This is a genomic window from Streptococcus sp. SC1 (assembly GCF_030272855.1).
In the GTDB taxonomy this organism is placed as follows: domain Bacteria; phylum Bacillota; class Bacilli; order Lactobacillales; family Streptococcaceae; genus Streptococcus.
The window spans coordinates 1-14,534 of the sequence record NZ_JAQCMU010000007.1; the positions used below are offsets into that span (position 1 = coordinate 1).

The 14,534-nt window shown below is 40.9% G+C and carries 27 protein-coding genes; all 27 read right to left on the reverse strand.

The features are described 5' to 3' along the window. Nucleotides 1–386: 386 nt before the first annotated feature. The 27 genes from PAN94_RS08965 to rplB all read right to left on the reverse strand — a co-directional run bounded on the left by PAN94_RS08965 (nucleotide 387) and on the right by rplB (nucleotide 14,529). Nucleotides 387–1,658: a glutamate-cysteine ligase family protein gene (locus PAN94_RS08965; protein ID WP_285875569.1), complete on the reverse strand. Its 1,272-nt coding sequence runs from the start codon at nucleotides 1,656–1,658 to the stop codon at nucleotides 387–389. Nucleotides 1,659–1,871: 213 nt separating this feature from the next. Next, entirely contained in the window at nucleotides 1,872–2,258 is a 387-nt protein-coding gene (gene rplQ / locus PAN94_RS08970) for a 50S ribosomal protein L17 (protein WP_285875570.1), read from the reverse strand. 11 nt (nucleotides 2,259–2,269) lie between these two features. Continuing rightward, complete coding sequence (locus tag PAN94_RS08975; RefSeq protein WP_005591287.1) at nucleotides 2,270–3,208, reverse strand: DNA-directed RNA polymerase subunit alpha; 939 nt, start codon at nucleotides 3,206–3,208, stop codon at nucleotides 2,270–2,272. Between the two features lie 45 nt (nucleotides 3,209–3,253). Continuing rightward, nucleotides 3,254–3,637 carry a 30S ribosomal protein S11 gene (rpsK, locus tag PAN94_RS08980; RefSeq protein ID WP_001118385.1) on the reverse strand — a complete coding sequence of 128 codons (384 nt, stop codon included), beginning with the start codon at nucleotides 3,635–3,637 and terminating at the stop codon, nucleotides 3,254–3,256. A gap of 17 nt (nucleotides 3,638–3,654) precedes the next feature. After that, a complete protein-coding gene (rpsM, locus tag PAN94_RS08985; RefSeq protein WP_005591288.1) occupies nucleotides 3,655–4,020 on the reverse strand; it encodes a 30S ribosomal protein S13 in 366 nt (121 codons plus the stop codon). Between the two features lie 17 nt (nucleotides 4,021–4,037). Then, nucleotides 4,038–4,154, reverse strand: a complete 117-nt coding sequence (rpmJ, locus tag PAN94_RS08990; RefSeq protein ID WP_001808836.1) for a 50S ribosomal protein L36 — start codon at nucleotides 4,152–4,154, stop codon at nucleotides 4,038–4,040. Nucleotides 4,155–4,178: 24 nt separating this feature from the next. Beyond that, complete coding sequence (infA, locus tag PAN94_RS08995) at nucleotides 4,179–4,397, reverse strand: translation initiation factor IF-1 (protein ID WP_001029883.1); 219 nt, start codon at nucleotides 4,395–4,397, stop codon at nucleotides 4,179–4,181. Between the two features lie 116 nt (nucleotides 4,398–4,513). Beyond that, entirely contained in the window at nucleotides 4,514–5,152 is a 639-nt protein-coding gene (locus PAN94_RS09000) for an adenylate kinase (RefSeq protein WP_062004996.1), read from the reverse strand. A gap of 95 nt (nucleotides 5,153–5,247) precedes the next feature. After that, a complete protein-coding gene (gene secY, locus PAN94_RS09005; protein ID WP_005591290.1) occupies nucleotides 5,248–6,558 on the reverse strand; it encodes a preprotein translocase subunit SecY in 1,311 nt (436 codons plus the stop codon). A 12-nt stretch (nucleotides 6,559–6,570) separates the two neighbouring features. Beyond that, the gene (gene rplO, locus PAN94_RS09010) at nucleotides 6,571–7,011 is read right to left on the reverse strand and encodes a 50S ribosomal protein L15 (RefSeq protein WP_045498220.1); all 441 of its coding nucleotides are present in this window, start codon (nucleotides 7,009–7,011) and stop codon (nucleotides 6,571–6,573) included. A gap of 151 nt (nucleotides 7,012–7,162) precedes the next feature. Next, nucleotides 7,163–7,345, reverse strand: coding sequence for a 50S ribosomal protein L30 (gene rpmD, locus PAN94_RS09015; RefSeq protein WP_002894509.1), 183 nt, complete (start codon nucleotides 7,343–7,345; stop codon nucleotides 7,163–7,165). Nucleotides 7,346–7,358: 13 nt separating this feature from the next. Continuing rightward, complete coding sequence (gene rpsE, locus PAN94_RS09020) at nucleotides 7,359–7,853, reverse strand: 30S ribosomal protein S5 (protein WP_005591292.1); 495 nt, start codon at nucleotides 7,851–7,853, stop codon at nucleotides 7,359–7,361. Between the two features lie 18 nt (nucleotides 7,854–7,871). Continuing rightward, a complete protein-coding gene (gene rplR, locus PAN94_RS09025) occupies nucleotides 7,872–8,228 on the reverse strand; it encodes a 50S ribosomal protein L18 (RefSeq protein WP_009659213.1) in 357 nt (118 codons plus the stop codon). An 85-nt stretch (nucleotides 8,229–8,313) separates the two neighbouring features. Then, nucleotides 8,314–8,850: a 50S ribosomal protein L6 gene (gene rplF, locus PAN94_RS09030; RefSeq protein WP_005591293.1), complete on the reverse strand. Its 537-nt coding sequence runs from the start codon at nucleotides 8,848–8,850 to the stop codon at nucleotides 8,314–8,316. Between the two features lie 62 nt (nucleotides 8,851–8,912). Next, nucleotides 8,913–9,092: a hypothetical protein gene (locus PAN94_RS09035; protein ID WP_000648250.1), complete on the reverse strand. Its 180-nt coding sequence runs from the start codon at nucleotides 9,090–9,092 to the stop codon at nucleotides 8,913–8,915. Nucleotides 9,093–9,258: 166 nt separating this feature from the next. Continuing rightward, nucleotides 9,259–9,657 (reverse strand): 30S ribosomal protein S8, encoded by a 399-nt coding sequence (gene rpsH, locus PAN94_RS09040; RefSeq protein ID WP_002899666.1) that lies wholly within the window; start codon nucleotides 9,655–9,657, stop codon nucleotides 9,259–9,261. Nucleotides 9,658–9,837: 180 nt separating this feature from the next. Then, nucleotides 9,838–10,023, reverse strand: a complete 186-nt coding sequence (locus PAN94_RS09045) for a type Z 30S ribosomal protein S14 (RefSeq protein WP_001085697.1) — start codon at nucleotides 10,021–10,023, stop codon at nucleotides 9,838–9,840. Between the two features lie 17 nt (nucleotides 10,024–10,040). Then, complete coding sequence (gene rplE, locus PAN94_RS09050; RefSeq protein WP_005591294.1) at nucleotides 10,041–10,583, reverse strand: 50S ribosomal protein L5; 543 nt, start codon at nucleotides 10,581–10,583, stop codon at nucleotides 10,041–10,043. Nucleotides 10,584–10,606: 23 nt separating this feature from the next. Further along, nucleotides 10,607–10,912, reverse strand: a complete 306-nt coding sequence (gene rplX / locus PAN94_RS09055) for a 50S ribosomal protein L24 (RefSeq protein WP_005591295.1) — start codon at nucleotides 10,910–10,912, stop codon at nucleotides 10,607–10,609. A gap of 78 nt (nucleotides 10,913–10,990) precedes the next feature. Beyond that, nucleotides 10,991–11,359, reverse strand: coding sequence for a 50S ribosomal protein L14 (rplN, locus tag PAN94_RS09060; protein WP_002894494.1), 369 nt, complete (start codon nucleotides 11,357–11,359; stop codon nucleotides 10,991–10,993). Between the two features lie 25 nt (nucleotides 11,360–11,384). After that, a complete protein-coding gene (gene rpsQ / locus PAN94_RS09065; RefSeq protein ID WP_002885836.1) occupies nucleotides 11,385–11,645 on the reverse strand; it encodes a 30S ribosomal protein S17 in 261 nt (86 codons plus the stop codon). Nucleotides 11,646–11,672: 27 nt separating this feature from the next. Next, the gene (gene rpmC / locus PAN94_RS09070; RefSeq protein WP_005591297.1) at nucleotides 11,673–11,879 is read right to left on the reverse strand and encodes a 50S ribosomal protein L29; all 207 of its coding nucleotides are present in this window, start codon (nucleotides 11,877–11,879) and stop codon (nucleotides 11,673–11,675) included. 9 nt (nucleotides 11,880–11,888) lie between these two features. After that, nucleotides 11,889–12,302, reverse strand: a complete 414-nt coding sequence (gene rplP, locus PAN94_RS09075; RefSeq protein WP_005591298.1) for a 50S ribosomal protein L16 — start codon at nucleotides 12,300–12,302, stop codon at nucleotides 11,889–11,891. 3 nt (nucleotides 12,303–12,305) lie between these two features. After that, nucleotides 12,306–12,959: a 30S ribosomal protein S3 gene (gene rpsC, locus PAN94_RS09080; RefSeq protein WP_005591299.1), complete on the reverse strand. Its 654-nt coding sequence runs from the start codon at nucleotides 12,957–12,959 to the stop codon at nucleotides 12,306–12,308. Nucleotides 12,960–12,971: 12 nt separating this feature from the next. Beyond that, a complete protein-coding gene (gene rplV, locus PAN94_RS09085) occupies nucleotides 12,972–13,316 on the reverse strand; it encodes a 50S ribosomal protein L22 (RefSeq protein ID WP_005591300.1) in 345 nt (114 codons plus the stop codon). Between the two features lie 11 nt (nucleotides 13,317–13,327). After that, the gene (rpsS, locus tag PAN94_RS09090) at nucleotides 13,328–13,609 is read right to left on the reverse strand and encodes a 30S ribosomal protein S19 (RefSeq protein WP_000533766.1); all 282 of its coding nucleotides are present in this window, start codon (nucleotides 13,607–13,609) and stop codon (nucleotides 13,328–13,330) included. Between the two features lie 86 nt (nucleotides 13,610–13,695). After that, a complete protein-coding gene (gene rplB, locus PAN94_RS09095) occupies nucleotides 13,696–14,529 on the reverse strand; it encodes a 50S ribosomal protein L2 (RefSeq protein ID WP_002894482.1) in 834 nt (277 codons plus the stop codon). Nucleotides 14,530–14,534: the final 5 nt, after the last annotated feature.

Genomic DNA, 14,534 nt, shown 5'->3' on the forward strand with positions numbered 1-14,534 from the left:
CTACAACATATGTTGTAGTGCCCTGCACATTGGTTCGTCTTGTTCAGTTTTCAAAGGTCTTTGTCGCCCTCTCAAGCGACAACTATATCAGTATATCACCTATCCATTCCCTTGTCAACACTTTTTTGAAATTTTTTTATCTTTTTTTCATCTTTTCTTCCAAACCCCTCTAAAACTACCTATAACTCAATAAATTAAAAGGGAAAGGTATCCTCTCCCTCTTACCTCTCCCTTATTCTCTATATCACCGTGCTGCTAAAGTCGCTTAATGCTCTAGCTACAATTAAATTCATTCAAATATACTCAAACTAATATAATACACACTCCAATCAATCACATAAAGAAATTTGCTTCGGCTTGCTATTAGAGGTTAAAAAGAAATTACTTTATGTCTCATTCATAAGCGGTAATAAGTAGCACTCTTCCCCTTCTTTTCGTTTCTCCAGACCTTTAACAGCTAATTGAAGGAGATCAGCTGCAAATGATTGAATAGAGTCTTGATCCGCTTGTGTTAACTCGATTTGCGAATACTTTCTGCGCAGCCTTTTATAGTTACGCCCCTCTAATTTGAAGAAATCACAATCTTTAAGATAAGCGGTCACTTCCTCAAGATTAACCAACAATCCCAAATGAAAAGCTGCTGGTGCAAATGTTCTATCCAGAGGCTGGGCGCAAGTGCTCCTAAATTCGATCGTTCCCCGCGTTGTCAAATCTTGGTACTGGTAGCTCCTGTGATTACAAAAATCATCTGCATGGGGGATTATTAGGCTTTCCTCGCCACTTAAATTGTATCCCTTGATTTGCTCCTGCTTTAGATACTCTCCAGCTACGATAGGAGGAAAATAATAGGTGTCACCCTCTCGCTCAACATTGAAAATGGCTGTATGATTTAAATAATTGAAAAAATCTTCCTCATCTTTGAAATCATGGGGATTAACACCAACATTTTCTACTAACAAGCCATGCATGGACTCTTCCCAGAAGCGGTCTCTCGAAATTCTAGTATTAAAATCTTCTGTAAGTAATTCTGAATTGGCAAAAAGATAAGCTTTGACAGCCTCGATTTGATTAAAGGCGTTAATTACCTGTATGAAATTTGCCCGTGAAACATCTAACTGTACCTGGCTCCCACAGATATAGCTACCATAATCAGGATGGCGATGGAAGAAATCTCCTCCAATTTTCTCACTCAAAGCTAGATATTGCATTAACATTTGATAGCGGGGATATTTAACAGGACCATTATCATTCTCCTTCCAGAATGGATGTAAACCATGACCCTGAAGTTCATGATGACTTTTGCGCAAAATCTTTTGAATGGTGTCTAAGTAATGATTAAAGCGTCTTTCGACTTCCTGAATCGTTTTCGCTTTTTCAAATGCAAATTCCAAAATATTATAAGACACTTCAAAAAGTATCCGATCTTCGCTATCTGAAGCTTTTAACTGGATAGGATTGCCCTCTGAATCCCTTCTTTCTACGATAAAGCCATAGTCTGAATTTAGCCTTACTAACAGCTCCCTTGTTACACGAGTATCTGTTGCTCCTCCCTGAAGATTCACAATTGGAAATTCTAACTCAATCCCAATGTATAAGTCTGGATTTTCTTTTATATTGGCTAAATATCGTTCTTTCAAAATAGCAATCGAATCTTGCATTTCTTCTCCTTCCCTCAACAAAGTTTTTCTTTTCCCATTCAAAAACGCCTGCTTACGAAATTGTTTTTCACTAAAAGCAATTTCGTAAACAAGCGTCTACCCTTTCATCATGATGATGAGTGTTCCCGCTAGGAAAAATCCTAGCGGTAGACCAGAGCTAGACTAAGAGTATAAGAACTCCATCATCATAACACTCAACAAAATTGATAAAAATTATACTAATTCAATAATTGCCATTGGCGCAGCATCCCCACGGCGTGGTTCAGTCTTAAGAATACGAGTGTATCCACCATTGCGCTCAGCATAGCGAGGTGCCAATTCAGAAAATAATTTTTGAAGAGCTGTAGTTGTAGTGTACTTGTTAGTCTCTTCATTGTAGTTTTCTGATGCAATTTCGTTACGTACAAAAGCTGCTGCTTGACGACGAGCATGCAAGTCACCACGTTTACCAAGAGTAATCATTTTTTCAACTGTTTTACGGATTTCTTTAGCACGAGCTTCAGTTGTTACGATTGATCCATTGATAATCAAGTCAGTAGTCAAATCACGAAGCATTGCTTTACGTTGTGAGCTAGTGCGTCCTAGTTTACGGTAAGCCATGTATTCCTCCTTTATTTATCATTTCTTAACCCAAGACCAAGGTCAGCAAGTTTAACTTTAACTTCTTCAAGACTCTTGCGGCCCAAGTTACGAACTTTCATCATTTCAGGCTCAGATTTTTCTGTCAAATCAAAGACAGTATTAATTCCTGCGCGTTTCAGACAGTTGTATGAACGAACTGATAGATCCAATTCTTCAATAGTACGTTCCAAAATGCGATCATCTGAAGATTTTTCAGCTTCCTTCATCACATCAGTTGAAATAGCAACTTCAGTTAAATCAGTAAAGAGATTCAGATGCTCTGTCAGGATACGAGCTGATAGTCCCAAAGCGTCTTCGGGAATAATCGTTCCATTCGTTAAAATTTCAAGGGTAAGTTTATCAAAACCATCGTTGCTACCAACACGAGCTGGCTCAACTTGGTAATTTACTTTTGTCACAGGCGTATAGATAGAATCTACCGCAAGTGTGCCTACTGGTGCATCATCTTTTTTATTTTCGTCAGCTGGTACATATCCACGACCGCTATTCACAGCCATTTTCGCTTTGAAGCGAGCACCTTCACTGATTGTAAAGAGATAATGATCAGGGTTTACAATTTCGATATCACTGTCTGTCAAAATGTCTCCAGCAGTTACTTCTGCAGGACCTTCAACATCCAATTCAATCATCTTTTCGTCTTGGACGTAAGATTTTACAGCAATCCCCTTGATGTTCAGAATAATCTGCATAACATCTTCACGGACCCCAGAAATCGTATCAAATTCGTGCAATACTCCTTCAATGTTGATAGAAGTCACTGCTGCACCTGGAAGTGAGGCGAGAAGTACACGACGAAGCGAATTTCCAAGTGTTGTACCGTAACCGCGTTCTAGCGGCTCAACTACAAACTTGCCATAATTTTTATTTTCATCAATTTTTGTTATATTTGGTTTTTCAAACTCAATCATTTAGTTAACTCCCTCTTAAACGAAAAGCAGTGTAATTGTTTATGATTATACACGGCGACGTTTTGGAGGACGAGCACCATTGTGTGGCACAGGAGTCACATCACGAATAGCAGTTACTTCCAGACCAGCTGCAGCAAGTGCACGAATAGCTGACTCACGACCAGAACCTGGACCTTTAACTGTAACTTCAACTGATTTAAGACCGTGTTCTTGTGCAGACTTAGCAGCTGCTTCAGATGCCATTTGGGCAGCAAATGGTGTAGATTTACGAGAACCTTTGAAACCAAGAGCTCCAGCAGATGACCAAGCAATCGCATTACCATGCACATCAGTAATCATAACAATAGTGTTATTAAATGTAGCGTGAATATGTGCAATACCAGATTCGATATTTTTCTTCACACGACGTTTACGTGTTGGTTTAGCCAAGACTTTTACCTCCTATATTATTTTTTCTTACCTGCAATCGCAACGGCTTTACCTTTACGAGTACGAGCATTGTTTTTAGTGTTTTGTCCACGGACAGGAAGTCCACGACGGTGACGGATACCACGGTATGAACCGATTTCCATCAAACGTTTGATGTTAAGGTTTACTTCACGACGAAGGTCACCTTCAACCTTGATTGCATCCACTTCGCGACGGATTGCGTCTTCTTGATCTGATGTCAAATCTTTGACACGGATGTCTTCTGAGATTCCAGCTGCTGCCAAAATTTTCTTAGAAGTTGGAAGTCCGATACCGTACACATAAGTAAGTGAAACGACTACACGTTTGTCATTTGGAATGTCAACTCCAGCAATACGAGCCATGTTTTCTCCTTTCTATCTTATCCTTGACGTTGTTTGTGTTTTGGATTTGCTGGACAAATTACCATAACACGACCATTACGACGAATAACTTTGCAGTATTCGCAAATTGGTTTGACCGATGGTCTTACTTTCATTTCTTATCCCTCCAAGTTTTTCGATTATTTAAAGCGGTAAGTGATCCGTCCACGTGTCAAATCATAAGGACTCATCTCGACAGTAACACGATCTCCCGCTAAAATACGAATATAGTTTTTACGAATTTTACCAGAAACTGTTGCTAAAATCTGATGTCCATTTTCAAGTTCAACCGTAAACATTGCGTTCGGCATAGTATCGACTACCTTGCCTTCGACTTCAATCACATCGTCTTTTGCCACGCAAAAGCACCTCCCTAAATTTCGATAGATTCCTCTGAGCACAGAGGTAACAATTATAAGTCAGACTAACTCATTGTATCACTACTTGTCAAATATTGCAAGCAGGAAAAACGCTTTTATTTTAAATTTGACAAGACTTTTTCGATATCTGAGAAGACTGCCTCAATCTCTTGATTGCCCTGAATGTCATGAACGAGTCCTTGAGCGCGGTAATGATCAATAATTGGTTGGCCTTGAGCGATATTAACATCCAAACGACGCTTTACTGTTTCAGGCTTGTCATCTTCGCGTTGGTAGTAGTCTTCTTCTTTGTAATCCACTGGTGGGTTGAAAACTTTGTGGAAGGTTTCCCCTGTTTCGCGGTGGATAATCCGTCCACTCAAACGTTCTAACAAACTATCTGGATTTACTTCGATATTGATAACTGCGTCAAGTTGGATGCCTAGATCCGCAAGGATTTTATCCAAAGCATGGGCTTGATCAATTGTCCGTGGATAACCGTCCAACAAGAAACCAGTTTCTTTAATATCATCTTGTGCCAAGCGCTCTTTCACGATTCCGTTTGTCACTTCATCTGGCACCAACTCGCCTTTAGAAATGTAGGATTTCGCTAAAACACCCATTTCTGTTTCATTGGCCATAGCAGCACGGAACATATCCCCAGTTGAAATATGTGCCACGTGGAATTGTTCCACAATTTTGGCTGCTTGTGTTCCCTTGCCTGCACCTGGCAAGCCCATAATCAAAAGATTCATGTTTTGTCTCCTTTTTTGTTTTTAAAGCAATCTATTAAAACACTTAATAAACTTTTTTAAAAACAAAATAGAAGGTTGACTAAGTCAACCTATTTCTATTCTGTTGTGGTATCCATAAATCCGACATACTTACGCTTCAAAAGGTAACCTTCCAACTGCTTCATTCCTTCAATACCTGTCGAAATGATGATAAGAAGACTGGTTCCTCCAAGAGCGACTGCATCGGTCAGGCCAAAAAGATCTTTGGCTAGGATCGGAATGATTGTGATAATCCCTAGGAATAGTGAGCCAACTGTCGCCAAACGGCGAAGCAATTTAGACATATATTCTTCCGTTCCCTTACCTGGACGAACACCTGGGATATAGGCTCCACTCTTTTGTAAATTCTCTGCTGTCTTTTCAGGATTAATTTGTACAAATGTATAAAAGAAAGTAAAGAGAATAATCAAGAGAGCATAGGTAAACATACCACTGATGGTTGTAGTCGCCAGAAGCGCCTGCGCCGTCCGAACCCATGATGCGTTATAGCCCATAGCACTTACAAATTGGAAGATAGCTGCTGGAGCAGCTGTAATCGAACTTGCAAAGATAACTGGGATAACACCAGCAGGATTTACTTTTAACGGTAGGTAGGAACTTGAAGGGGCACCTTGAGCAATCTTCGTATATTGAATTGGAATTTTGTACTCAGCTTGTTGCACAAAGGTTGTGAAATAGATAATCACCAAAACTGCAACAATTAAAATCCCAACGAAAATCAAAGACGAATTGAGTCGATCGCTCGGGATATTAACAAAGTAATCTTCATAGATTCCTTTGATCATACCAGGAATACCAGATACAATCCCTGCAAAGATAATCATGGATACACCATTACCATAACCCTTATCTGTGATTTGCTCTCCTAACCAGGTCACAATAACTGAACCTGTCGTGAGGAGGGCACCAATCAAAAGATAGGTTTGCCAATTTGGATTCGCTACTAGTTTAGTTCTTGATAAAGTCGCAAATCCAGCTGTAATCCCGATAGATTGGACAAAGGCCAATACCAGGGAAATATAGCGAGTTGCTTGATTCAGCTTTCTCCGTCCTACTTCCCCTTGCTTGCCCCACTCTACAAATTTTGGAAGCAAATCCATTTGCAAGAGCTGAACCACGATTGAAGCCGTGATATAGGGACTAACTCCAAGGGCAAAAACAGAGAAGTTACGCATGGCATTCCCAGAAACCAAACTAAGCATGTTTAAGAAAGGTAAATCGCTTAAACTGTTCAATGCTTTCGCATTAATTCCTGGAACGGTTATAGTTGTACCAATACGGAAAACTAAGATGATGAACAGTGTGAACAAAATCTTAGACCGTACTTGTTTTATTTTAAGTGCGTCTTTTAATAGCTTGAAAAACATAGGTCACCTCTCTTAGATGACTTCGACTGAACCACCTTTAGCAGTGATAGCTTCTTCAGCTGATTTAGAGAATTTAGCTGCTTTAACAGTCAACTTCTTAGTCAATTCTCCGTTACCAAGAATCTTAACACCAGATTTTTCAGCTTTTACAATACCTGCTTCGATGAGAACAACTGGAGTTACTTCTGCACCATCTTCAAAGACATTTAATTGGTCAAGGTTAACAATCGCGTATTCTTTACGGTTTACATTCAAGAAACCACGTTTTGGTACACGACGGAACAATGGAGTTTGTCCACCTTCAAAACCAAGACGAACACCGCCACCGCTACGTGCTTTTTGACCTTTTTGACCGCGACCAGAAGTTTTACCGTTACCTGATGAAGTACCGCGACCAACACGGTTGCGAACTTTACGTGAACCTGCAGCAGGTTGTAATTCATGAAGTTTCATTATTTTTTCTCCTCTTTTGTAAAATGCTAGCGCTCGTACCAGAGAAAAGGTGTCTCTGATACAAACTCGCCTATACATATATTTAGTTTTAGGGGCTGAGAAAATTCTCAAATCCCCTAATGTATCTTAATAAAAGTTTTTCAGCTAAGGCTTACTTAACTTCTTCAACAGTTACCAAGTGAGATACAGCAGTGATCATACCACGTACCGCTGGATTGTCTTCTTTGATAACTGAGCTGTTCAATTTGCCAAGTCCAAGTGCTACAACAGTTTTACGTTGTGACGGGATGCGTCCGATTGGAGACTTAGTCAAAGTAATTTTAATTTGAGCCATGAGTTCCCCTTTCTTAAGCCAAGTCAGAAACTGAAATACCACGAAGGGCAGCAACTTCTTCAGCGCGTTTCAATTGTTTCAAGCCTTCAACAGTTGCGCGAACGATGTTGATTGGAGTGTTTGAACCAAGTGATTTAGATGTAACATCTGCCACACCCGCCAATTCGATGACGGCACGAACAGCACCACCAGCAGCAACTCCAGAACCTTCAACAGCTGGCTTAAGCAATACTTTCGCTCCACCAAATTCTGAAAGAACTTCGTGAGGAATAGTTGTACCAACCATTGGAACTTCGATCAAGTTTTTCTTCGCATCTTCAACTGCTTTACGGATAGCTTCTGGTACTTCTTGAGCTTTACCAGTACCGAAACCAACACGACCGTTGCGGTCACCAACTACTACAAGAGCTGCAAAACGAAGACGACGTCCACCTTTAACAACTTTAGTAACACGGTTGACTGCAACTAAGCGTTCTTCAAGTTCAACTGCATTGTCTTTAAATGCCATTTTCTAGTGTCCTCCCTATTAGAATTTCAATCCGTTTTCACGAGCTGCATCAGCCAAAGCTTTTACACGTCCGTGATAGAGATATCCACCGCGGTCAAACACCACTTCAGAAATACCTTTAGCAACTGCACGTTCTGCAACGAGTTTACCTACAACAACGGCTTGTTCAGTTTTAGTTCCTTTTGAAACTTCTTTGTCAAGAGTTGAAGCGCTTGCGAGCGTTACACCCGCTACGTCATCAATTACTTGAGCGTAGATGCCTGTATTAGAACGGAATACGTTCAAACGTGGGCGATCAGCAGTTCCAGAGAGTTTTCCGCGAACGCGACGGTGGCGTTTTTGGCGGATTTTATTTTTATCTGGTTTCGTAATCACAATTTTCACCTCTTATTTTTATTGACGTGCCTTAGCACAAAATCGGAAAATAAATTGGCTGGCTGAAAAGATCAGCCAATCAATATTATTTACCAGTTTTACCTTCTTTGCGGCGAACGAATTCACCAACGTAACGGATACCTTTACCTTTATATGGTTCTGGTGCACGAAGGCTACGTACATAAGCAGCTGTTTGTCCAACTGCTTCTTTTGAAATTCCGCTAACAACGATTGTTGTTGGGTTTGGAAGTTCAAAAGTAATTCCTTCTGGAGCTTCAACTTCGTCTGGGTGAGATTTACCAACAGCCAAGACAAGTTTTGAGCCTTGAAGTTGTGCACGGTAACCAACCCCACGCATTTCAAGTTCTTTCTTGAATCCTTCTGATACTCCAACAACCATGTTGTTCAAAAGGGCACGAGTAGTTCCGTGGATTGTTTTCATTTCTTTTGAATCGTTTGGACGGTGAAGAGTTACTTCAGTTCCTTCCACACGGATTTCAATATCTTTTGAGAACTCACGAGTCAGTTCTCCTTTAGGTCCTTTTACAGTTACAACGTTGTCATTGTTAGTGATTTCAACACCAGCAGGCAACACGATAACTTTATTACCAATACGTGACATACTTATTTTCTCCTGTTAAATTGTCAGACCATGACGGCCAGTTTTCACGGGGGGCATTCGGATTAGAGCAAACCTAGTTTCTTTCGAAAAGCTTTGACAAACTCCTGATATTCTGTCAATACATCAATAGCCGCAGGACTATAACCAATTTCACATAAAAGAGATACAAGGTCATCTTTTGACAATTCAGCCAAAGCGTCTTCTGCAACAATAAGTTTTTCATTCAATTCAGTAGCTTTCATCTTTTTCTCCTAAACTAATTTACTCTCTATTTAGCTGATCAGTAAATCAGCTAAATTGAACACGAGCTATGGTCTGTGTGAAAAAGACAAATCTTCCTAGAGTGTTAACACTCTTTGTCAGATTTCCTATTTTCACATTGCCCATGACGCTCTTTGTATCTTGATTTTACCAAACGTAAGCGATAACTTCTCCACCAACGTTCTTTTGGCGTGCTTCTTTATCAGTCAGCAAACCTTCAGATGTTGAAAGAATAGCAATTCCAAGTCCGTTCAAGACTTTTGGAAGGTCTTCGCGTTTCTTGTAAACACGTAGACCTGGTTTTGAAACACGTTTCAAACCAGTGATAACTTTTTCACCATTTTGTCCGTACTTAAGGAAGACACGGATGATGCCTTGTTTGTCATCTTCGATGATTTCAACGTTTTTTACAAAACCTTCACGCTTCAGGATCTCAGCAATCCCTTTTTTGATGTTTGATGCAGGTACTTCAAGTACTTCGTGGTTCGCTTGATTAGCGTTACGGATACGTGTCAGGAAGTCTGCAATTGGGTCAGTCATAACCATTTTATATTTCTCCTCTTACTAGTAGTTTGCAAGCTGCACTTGCTAGTTAATGATTGAGCTAGGCTCAGAATAAGTTTCTAGGCTTCAAGTCCTAAGTGAGTCTAGGCATCGGCTTGTAGGCATAACTAAAGTTAGGCAAAAGCCGATAACGAAGAATCATGACGGAATTGGAAGCTAGAATTACCAAGATGCTTTGGTAACGCCAGGGATTTGTCCTTTGTATGCTAATTCACGGAAGCAAACACGGCAAAGTTTAAACTTGCGGTAAACTGAATGTGGACGGCCACATTTTTCACAACGAGTATAAGCTTGCGTAGAGAACTTCGCTGGGCGTTTGTTCTTAGCAATCATTGATTTTTTAGCCATTTGTTTTACCTCCTATATTATTTTGCAAAAGGCATTCCAAGGCCTGTAAGCAATGCACGTGACTCTTCGTCAGTGTTAGCAGTTGTTACGATAACGATATCAAGACCGCGAGTCTTATCAACGTCATCAAAGTTGATTTCTGGGAAGATCAGTTGTTCTTTCACACCAAGTGTGTAGTTTCCGCGTCCATCAAATGATTTTGTTGGAACACCATGGAAGTCACGCACACGTGGAAGTGATACAGTAACCAATTTATCCAAGAACTCATACATACGTTCGCCACGAAGGGTTACTTTAGCACCGATCGCTACACCTTCACGAAGACGGAAGCCGGCGATTGATTTTTTAGCTTTAGTGATAAGTGGTTTTTGACCTGAGATAAGAGCCAATTCTTCAGCAGCTTTTTCAAGGTTTTTAGCGTTTGATACAGCGTCACCGACACCCATGTTCAAAACGATTTTATCCACTTTTGGCACAGCCATAACAGATGAGTAGTTGAACTTTTCAGTCAAAGCAGGTACTACTTCATTAAGATATTTTTCTTTTAAACGATTTGCCATTATACTTCTCCTTTCCTTCGTGATTAGTCAAGCACTTCGCCTGATTTTTTGTTGTAACGAACTTTTTTGCCGTCTACAAACTTATAACCAACGCGTCCTGCAACACCATTTTTGTCAAGAACTTGAACGTTTGACGCATGGATTGGTGCTTCTTTTTCTACGATAGCACCTTGAGGGTTTTCGCTATTTGGTTTTTGGTGCTTCTTAACAAGGTTAACACCTTCAACAACAACTTTGTTTACTTTTGGAAGAGCTGCAACAACAAGTGCTTCAACACCCTTGTCCTTACCAGCAATTACGCGAACTTTGTCGCCTTTTTTTACAAACATTATTAGGTTTCTCCTTTAATTTCTTACGCCCATGAGGGCACCCTGGAAAACTTCCAGGGGACTTGTTTGATTTTTAGATTAAAGTACTTCTGGAGCCAATGATACGATCTTCATGAAGCCACCGTCACGCAATTCGCGAGCAACTGGGCCGAAGATACGAGTTCCGCGAGGAGTTTTGTCTTCACGGATGATGACTGCAGCGTTTTCGTCGAATTTGATGTATGAACCATCTTTACGACGAGCACCTGATTTAGTACGAACGATAACCGCTTTTACAACGTCACCTTTTTTAACCGCACCACCAGGAGTAGCTTGTTTTACAGATGCCACGATGACATCACCGATGTTGGCGAACTTACGTCCTGAACCACCAAGAACTTTGATTGTCAGGATTTCGCGAGCACCGCTGTTGTCAGCAACTTTCAAACGAGTTTCTGTTTGAATCATTTAAGTTTTCTCCTTTCTGGTTTGATTAGATGATAACCGCTTCTTCAACAACTTCTACAAGACGGAAGCGTTTTGTAGCTGAAAGCGGACGAGTTTCCATGATACGAACGATATCGCCTTCTTTGGCAACATTGTTTTCATCATGTGCTTTGTACTTCTTAGAGTAGTTAATACGCTTACCATAGACTGGGTGGTTACGTTTTGTTTCAACTACAACTGTGATTGTCTTATCCATCTTGTCAGAAACGACGCGTCCGACGAGGGTTTTACGTTGATTACGTTCCATTTTAGAATTTCTCCTTTCCCAAGTCTATTATTTAACTTCTGATTGAACAGTTTTGATACGTGCAATTTGTTTTTTCACTTCTTTCAAACGCGCTGTCTGCTCCAATTGACCAGTAGCGGCTTGGAAACGAAGATCAAACAATTCTTTCTTCAATTCATTTTCACGCTTCGCGAGTTCTTCTTGAGAAAGACCACGAAGTTCTTTAACAAAATCTTGAATTTCTTTAAGTTTCATGCTTTCTCCTTATTCTGCTTCACGCTTTACGAATTTACATTTAACTGGCAATTTGTGGCTTGCAAGACGAAGAGCTTCACGAGCGATTTCTTCTGATACGCCAGCGATTTCAAACATCACTTTACCACGTTTAACTGGTGCTACCCAACCTTCTGGAGCCCCTTTACCAGATCCCATCCGTACACCGATTGCTTTTGCAGTGTATGATTTGTGTGGGAAGATTTTGATCCAAACTTTACCACCACGCTTCATGTAACGAGTCATAGCGATACGGGCAGCTTCGATTTGACGGTTAGTGATCCAGTGGCTAGTAGTTGCTTGAAGACCATATTCTCCAAAAGTTACTTCTTTACCACCTTTAGCTTCACCACGCATTTTTCCGCGGAATTCGCGACGGTGTTTAACACGTTTAGGTACTAACATTGGTTATTTACCTCCTTTAGTGTTTTTACGAGCTGGAAGAACTTCACCACGGTAGATCCATACTTTAACACCAAGTTTACCGTATGTAGTATCAGCTTCTTCCCAAGCGTAATCGATATCCGCACGAAGGGTGTGAAGTGGAACAGTTCCTTCAGAGTATCCTTCGCTACGAGCGATATCTGCACCGTTCAAACGACCTGATACTTGAGTTTTGATTCCTTTAGCTCCTGCACGCATTGCACGTTGGATTGCTTGTTTTTGAGCACGACGGAAAGCAACACGTTGCTCCAATTGACGAGCAATTCCTTCACCAACAAGGTGAGCATCCAAATCTGGAGATTTGATCTCGATGATGTTGATGTGTACTTGTTTTCCAGTTAATTTGTTGAGTTTTGCACGAAGTGCATCAACGTTTGCTCCACCTTTACCGATAACCATACCTGGTTTAGCTGTGTGAAGTGAAACGTTAACTTTGTTTACTGCGCGTTCGATTTCAATAGTTGAAACAGCTGCGTCAGCCAATTCTTTTTGAACGAATTTACGGATTGCAAGATCTTCATGAAGGTAATCCGCGTATTCTTTTTCAGCATACCATTTGGCATCCCAATCACGGATGATGCCGACACGCATACCAATTGGATGTACTTTTTGACCCACGATGTTACCTCCTTATTTTTCTGCAACTACCACAGTGATGTGGCTTGTGCGTTTGTTGATTGGTGAAGCTGAACCTTTAGCACGTGGACGGAAACGTTTCATAGTTGGTCCTTCGTTTGCGAAAGCTTCAGATACTACCAAGTTAGCTTTTTCCAAACCAAAGTTGTTTTCAGCATTAGCGATTGCAGAGATCAATACTTTTTCAATAATGCCAGCAGCTTTGTTTGGAGTGAATTTCAAGATTGCGATTGCGTCAGCGACGTTTTTACCACGGATATTGTCAAGAACTAGACGAGTTTTACGAGGTGAAACACGCACTGTACGAGCCATTGCTTTAGCTGAAGTAATTTCTGCCATTTATGTTCTCCTTATTTTCTACGTGTTTTCTTGTCGTCTGCAGCGTGACCTTTGTAAGTACGAGTTGGTGCAAATTCACCAAGCTTGTGACCTACCATGTCTTCTTGGATGTAAACAGGTACGTGTTTACGTCCGTCATAGACTGCGATTGTGTAACCGATGAAACTTGGGAAAATCGTTGAACGACGTGACCAAGTTTTAATAACTTTTTTCTTTTCGTCATTAGCTTGAGCTTCAACTTTTTTCATCAAATGCTCATCGACGAAAGGTCCTTTTTTAAGACTGCGTCCCATTTTTATGTTTTCTCCTTTAAAATAAGTACCACAGCGGCCTGCGCTGCTAGGCAGCGCTACCGAGCTGGCGGATAGATTGTTTTAGATTATTTCTCGTTGCGACGACGAACGATAAGTTTGTCAGATTTCGCTTTCTTGTTACGAGTTTTAAGACCAAGAGCAGGTTTGCCCCATGGAGTAGATGGCGCTTTACGACCAACTGGTGCTTTACCTTCACCACCACCGTGTGGGTGATCGTTAGGGTTCATTACAGAACCGCGAACTGTTGGACGGATACCTTTCCAACGGCTACGACCTGCTTTACCAAGGTTAACCAAGCCATGTTGTTCGTTTCCGACAACACCAACTGTAGCACGGCAAGTACCAAGGATCATACGAACTTCGCCTGATTGAAGACGAACAAGAGTATATTTACCTTCTTGACCCAATACTTGAGCAGAAGCTCCAGCGGCACGGACCAATTCACCACCACGACCTGGTTTCAACTCAATGTTGTGAACCAAAGTACCAACTGGGATGTTAGCAAGTGGAAGTGCGTTGCCGACTTTGATATCTGCTTCTGGACCTGAAACGATACGTTGACCTACTTCAAGACCTTTAGGAGCGATGATGTATGCCTTCACACCGTCAGTATAGTGAACCAAAGCGATGTTTGCTGAACGGTTTGGATCGTACTCGATAGTTTTAACTACTGCTTCAACAGCATCTTTGTTACGTTTGAAGTCAATCAAACGGTAGTGACGTTTGTGACCGCCACCTTGGTGACGAACAGTGATGCGTCCGTTGTTGTTACGACCAGCTTTGCTCTTAAGAGAAACGAGCAAAGATTTTTCTGGAGTGCTAGTAGTGATTTCAGCGAAATCCAAAGAAGTCATATTACGGCGACCGTTTGTTGTTGGTTTATAAACACGAATTCCCACGATAT

Excerpts from the sequence above, each read along its gene's own strand:
- PAN94_RS08965 (WP_285875569.1), bottom strand. The coding sequence starts at position 1,658 with ATGCAAGATTCGATTGCTATTTTGAAAGAACGATATTTAGCCAATATA.
- rplQ (WP_285875570.1), bottom strand. The coding sequence starts at position 2,258 with ATGGCTTACCGTAAACTAGGACGCACTAGCTCACAACGTAAAGCAATG.
- PAN94_RS08975 (WP_005591287.1), bottom strand. The coding sequence starts at position 3,208 with ATGATTGAGTTTGAAAAACCAAATATAACAAAAATTGATGAAAATAAA.
- rpsM (WP_005591288.1), bottom strand. The coding sequence starts at position 4,020 with ATGGCTCGTATTGCTGGAGTTGACATTCCAAATGACAAACGTGTAGTC.
- rpmJ (WP_001808836.1), bottom strand. The coding sequence starts at position 4,154 with ATGAAAGTAAGACCATCGGTCAAACCAATTTGCGAATACTGCAAAGTT.
- PAN94_RS09000 (WP_062004996.1), bottom strand. The coding sequence starts at position 5,152 with ATGAATCTTTTGATTATGGGCTTGCCAGGTGCAGGCAAGGGAACACAA.
- secY (WP_005591290.1), bottom strand. The coding sequence starts at position 6,558 with ATGTTTTTCAAGCTATTAAAAGACGCACTTAAAATAAAACAAGTACGG.
- rplO (WP_045498220.1), bottom strand. The coding sequence starts at position 7,011 with ATGAAACTTCATGAATTACAACCTGCTGCAGGTTCACGTAAAGTTCGC.
- rpmD (WP_002894509.1), bottom strand. The coding sequence starts at position 7,345 with ATGGCTCAAATTAAAATTACTTTGACTAAGTCTCCAATCGGACGCATC.
- rpsE (WP_005591292.1), bottom strand. The coding sequence starts at position 7,853 with ATGGCATTTAAAGACAATGCAGTTGAACTTGAAGAACGCTTAGTTGCA.
- rplF (WP_005591293.1), bottom strand. The coding sequence starts at position 8,850 with ATGTCACGTATTGGTAATAAAGTTATCGTGTTGCCTGCTGGTGTTGAA.
- PAN94_RS09035 (WP_000648250.1), bottom strand. The coding sequence starts at position 9,092 with ATGAAAGCTACTGAATTGAATGAAAAACTTATTGTTGCAGAAGACGCT.
- rpsH (WP_002899666.1), bottom strand. The coding sequence starts at position 9,657 with ATGGTTATGACTGACCCAATTGCAGACTTCCTGACACGTATCCGTAAC.
- PAN94_RS09045 (WP_001085697.1), bottom strand. The coding sequence starts at position 10,023 with ATGGCTAAAAAATCAATGATTGCTAAGAACAAACGCCCAGCGAAGTTC.
- rplE (WP_005591294.1), bottom strand. The coding sequence starts at position 10,583 with ATGGCAAATCGTTTAAAAGAAAAATATCTTAATGAAGTAGTACCTGCT.
- rplX (WP_005591295.1), bottom strand. The coding sequence starts at position 10,912 with ATGTTTGTAAAAAAAGGCGACAAAGTTCGCGTAATTGCTGGTAAGGAC.
- rplN (WP_002894494.1), bottom strand. The coding sequence starts at position 11,359 with ATGATTCAAACAGAAACTCGTTTGAAAGTTGCTGACAACAGCGGTGCT.
- rpsQ (WP_002885836.1), bottom strand. The coding sequence starts at position 11,645 with ATGGAACGTAATCAACGTAAAACCCTCGTCGGACGCGTCGTTTCTGAC.
- rpmC (WP_005591297.1), bottom strand. The coding sequence starts at position 11,879 with ATGAAACTTAAAGAAATTCAAGATTTTGTTAAAGAACTTCGTGGTCTT.
- rplP (WP_005591298.1), bottom strand. The coding sequence starts at position 12,302 with ATGTTAGTACCTAAACGTGTTAAACACCGTCGCGAATTCCGCGGAAAA.
- rplV (WP_005591300.1), bottom strand. The coding sequence starts at position 13,316 with ATGGCAGAAATTACTTCAGCTAAAGCAATGGCTCGTACAGTGCGTGTT.
- rpsS (WP_000533766.1), bottom strand. The coding sequence starts at position 13,609 with ATGGGACGCAGTCTTAAAAAAGGACCTTTCGTCGATGAGCATTTGATG.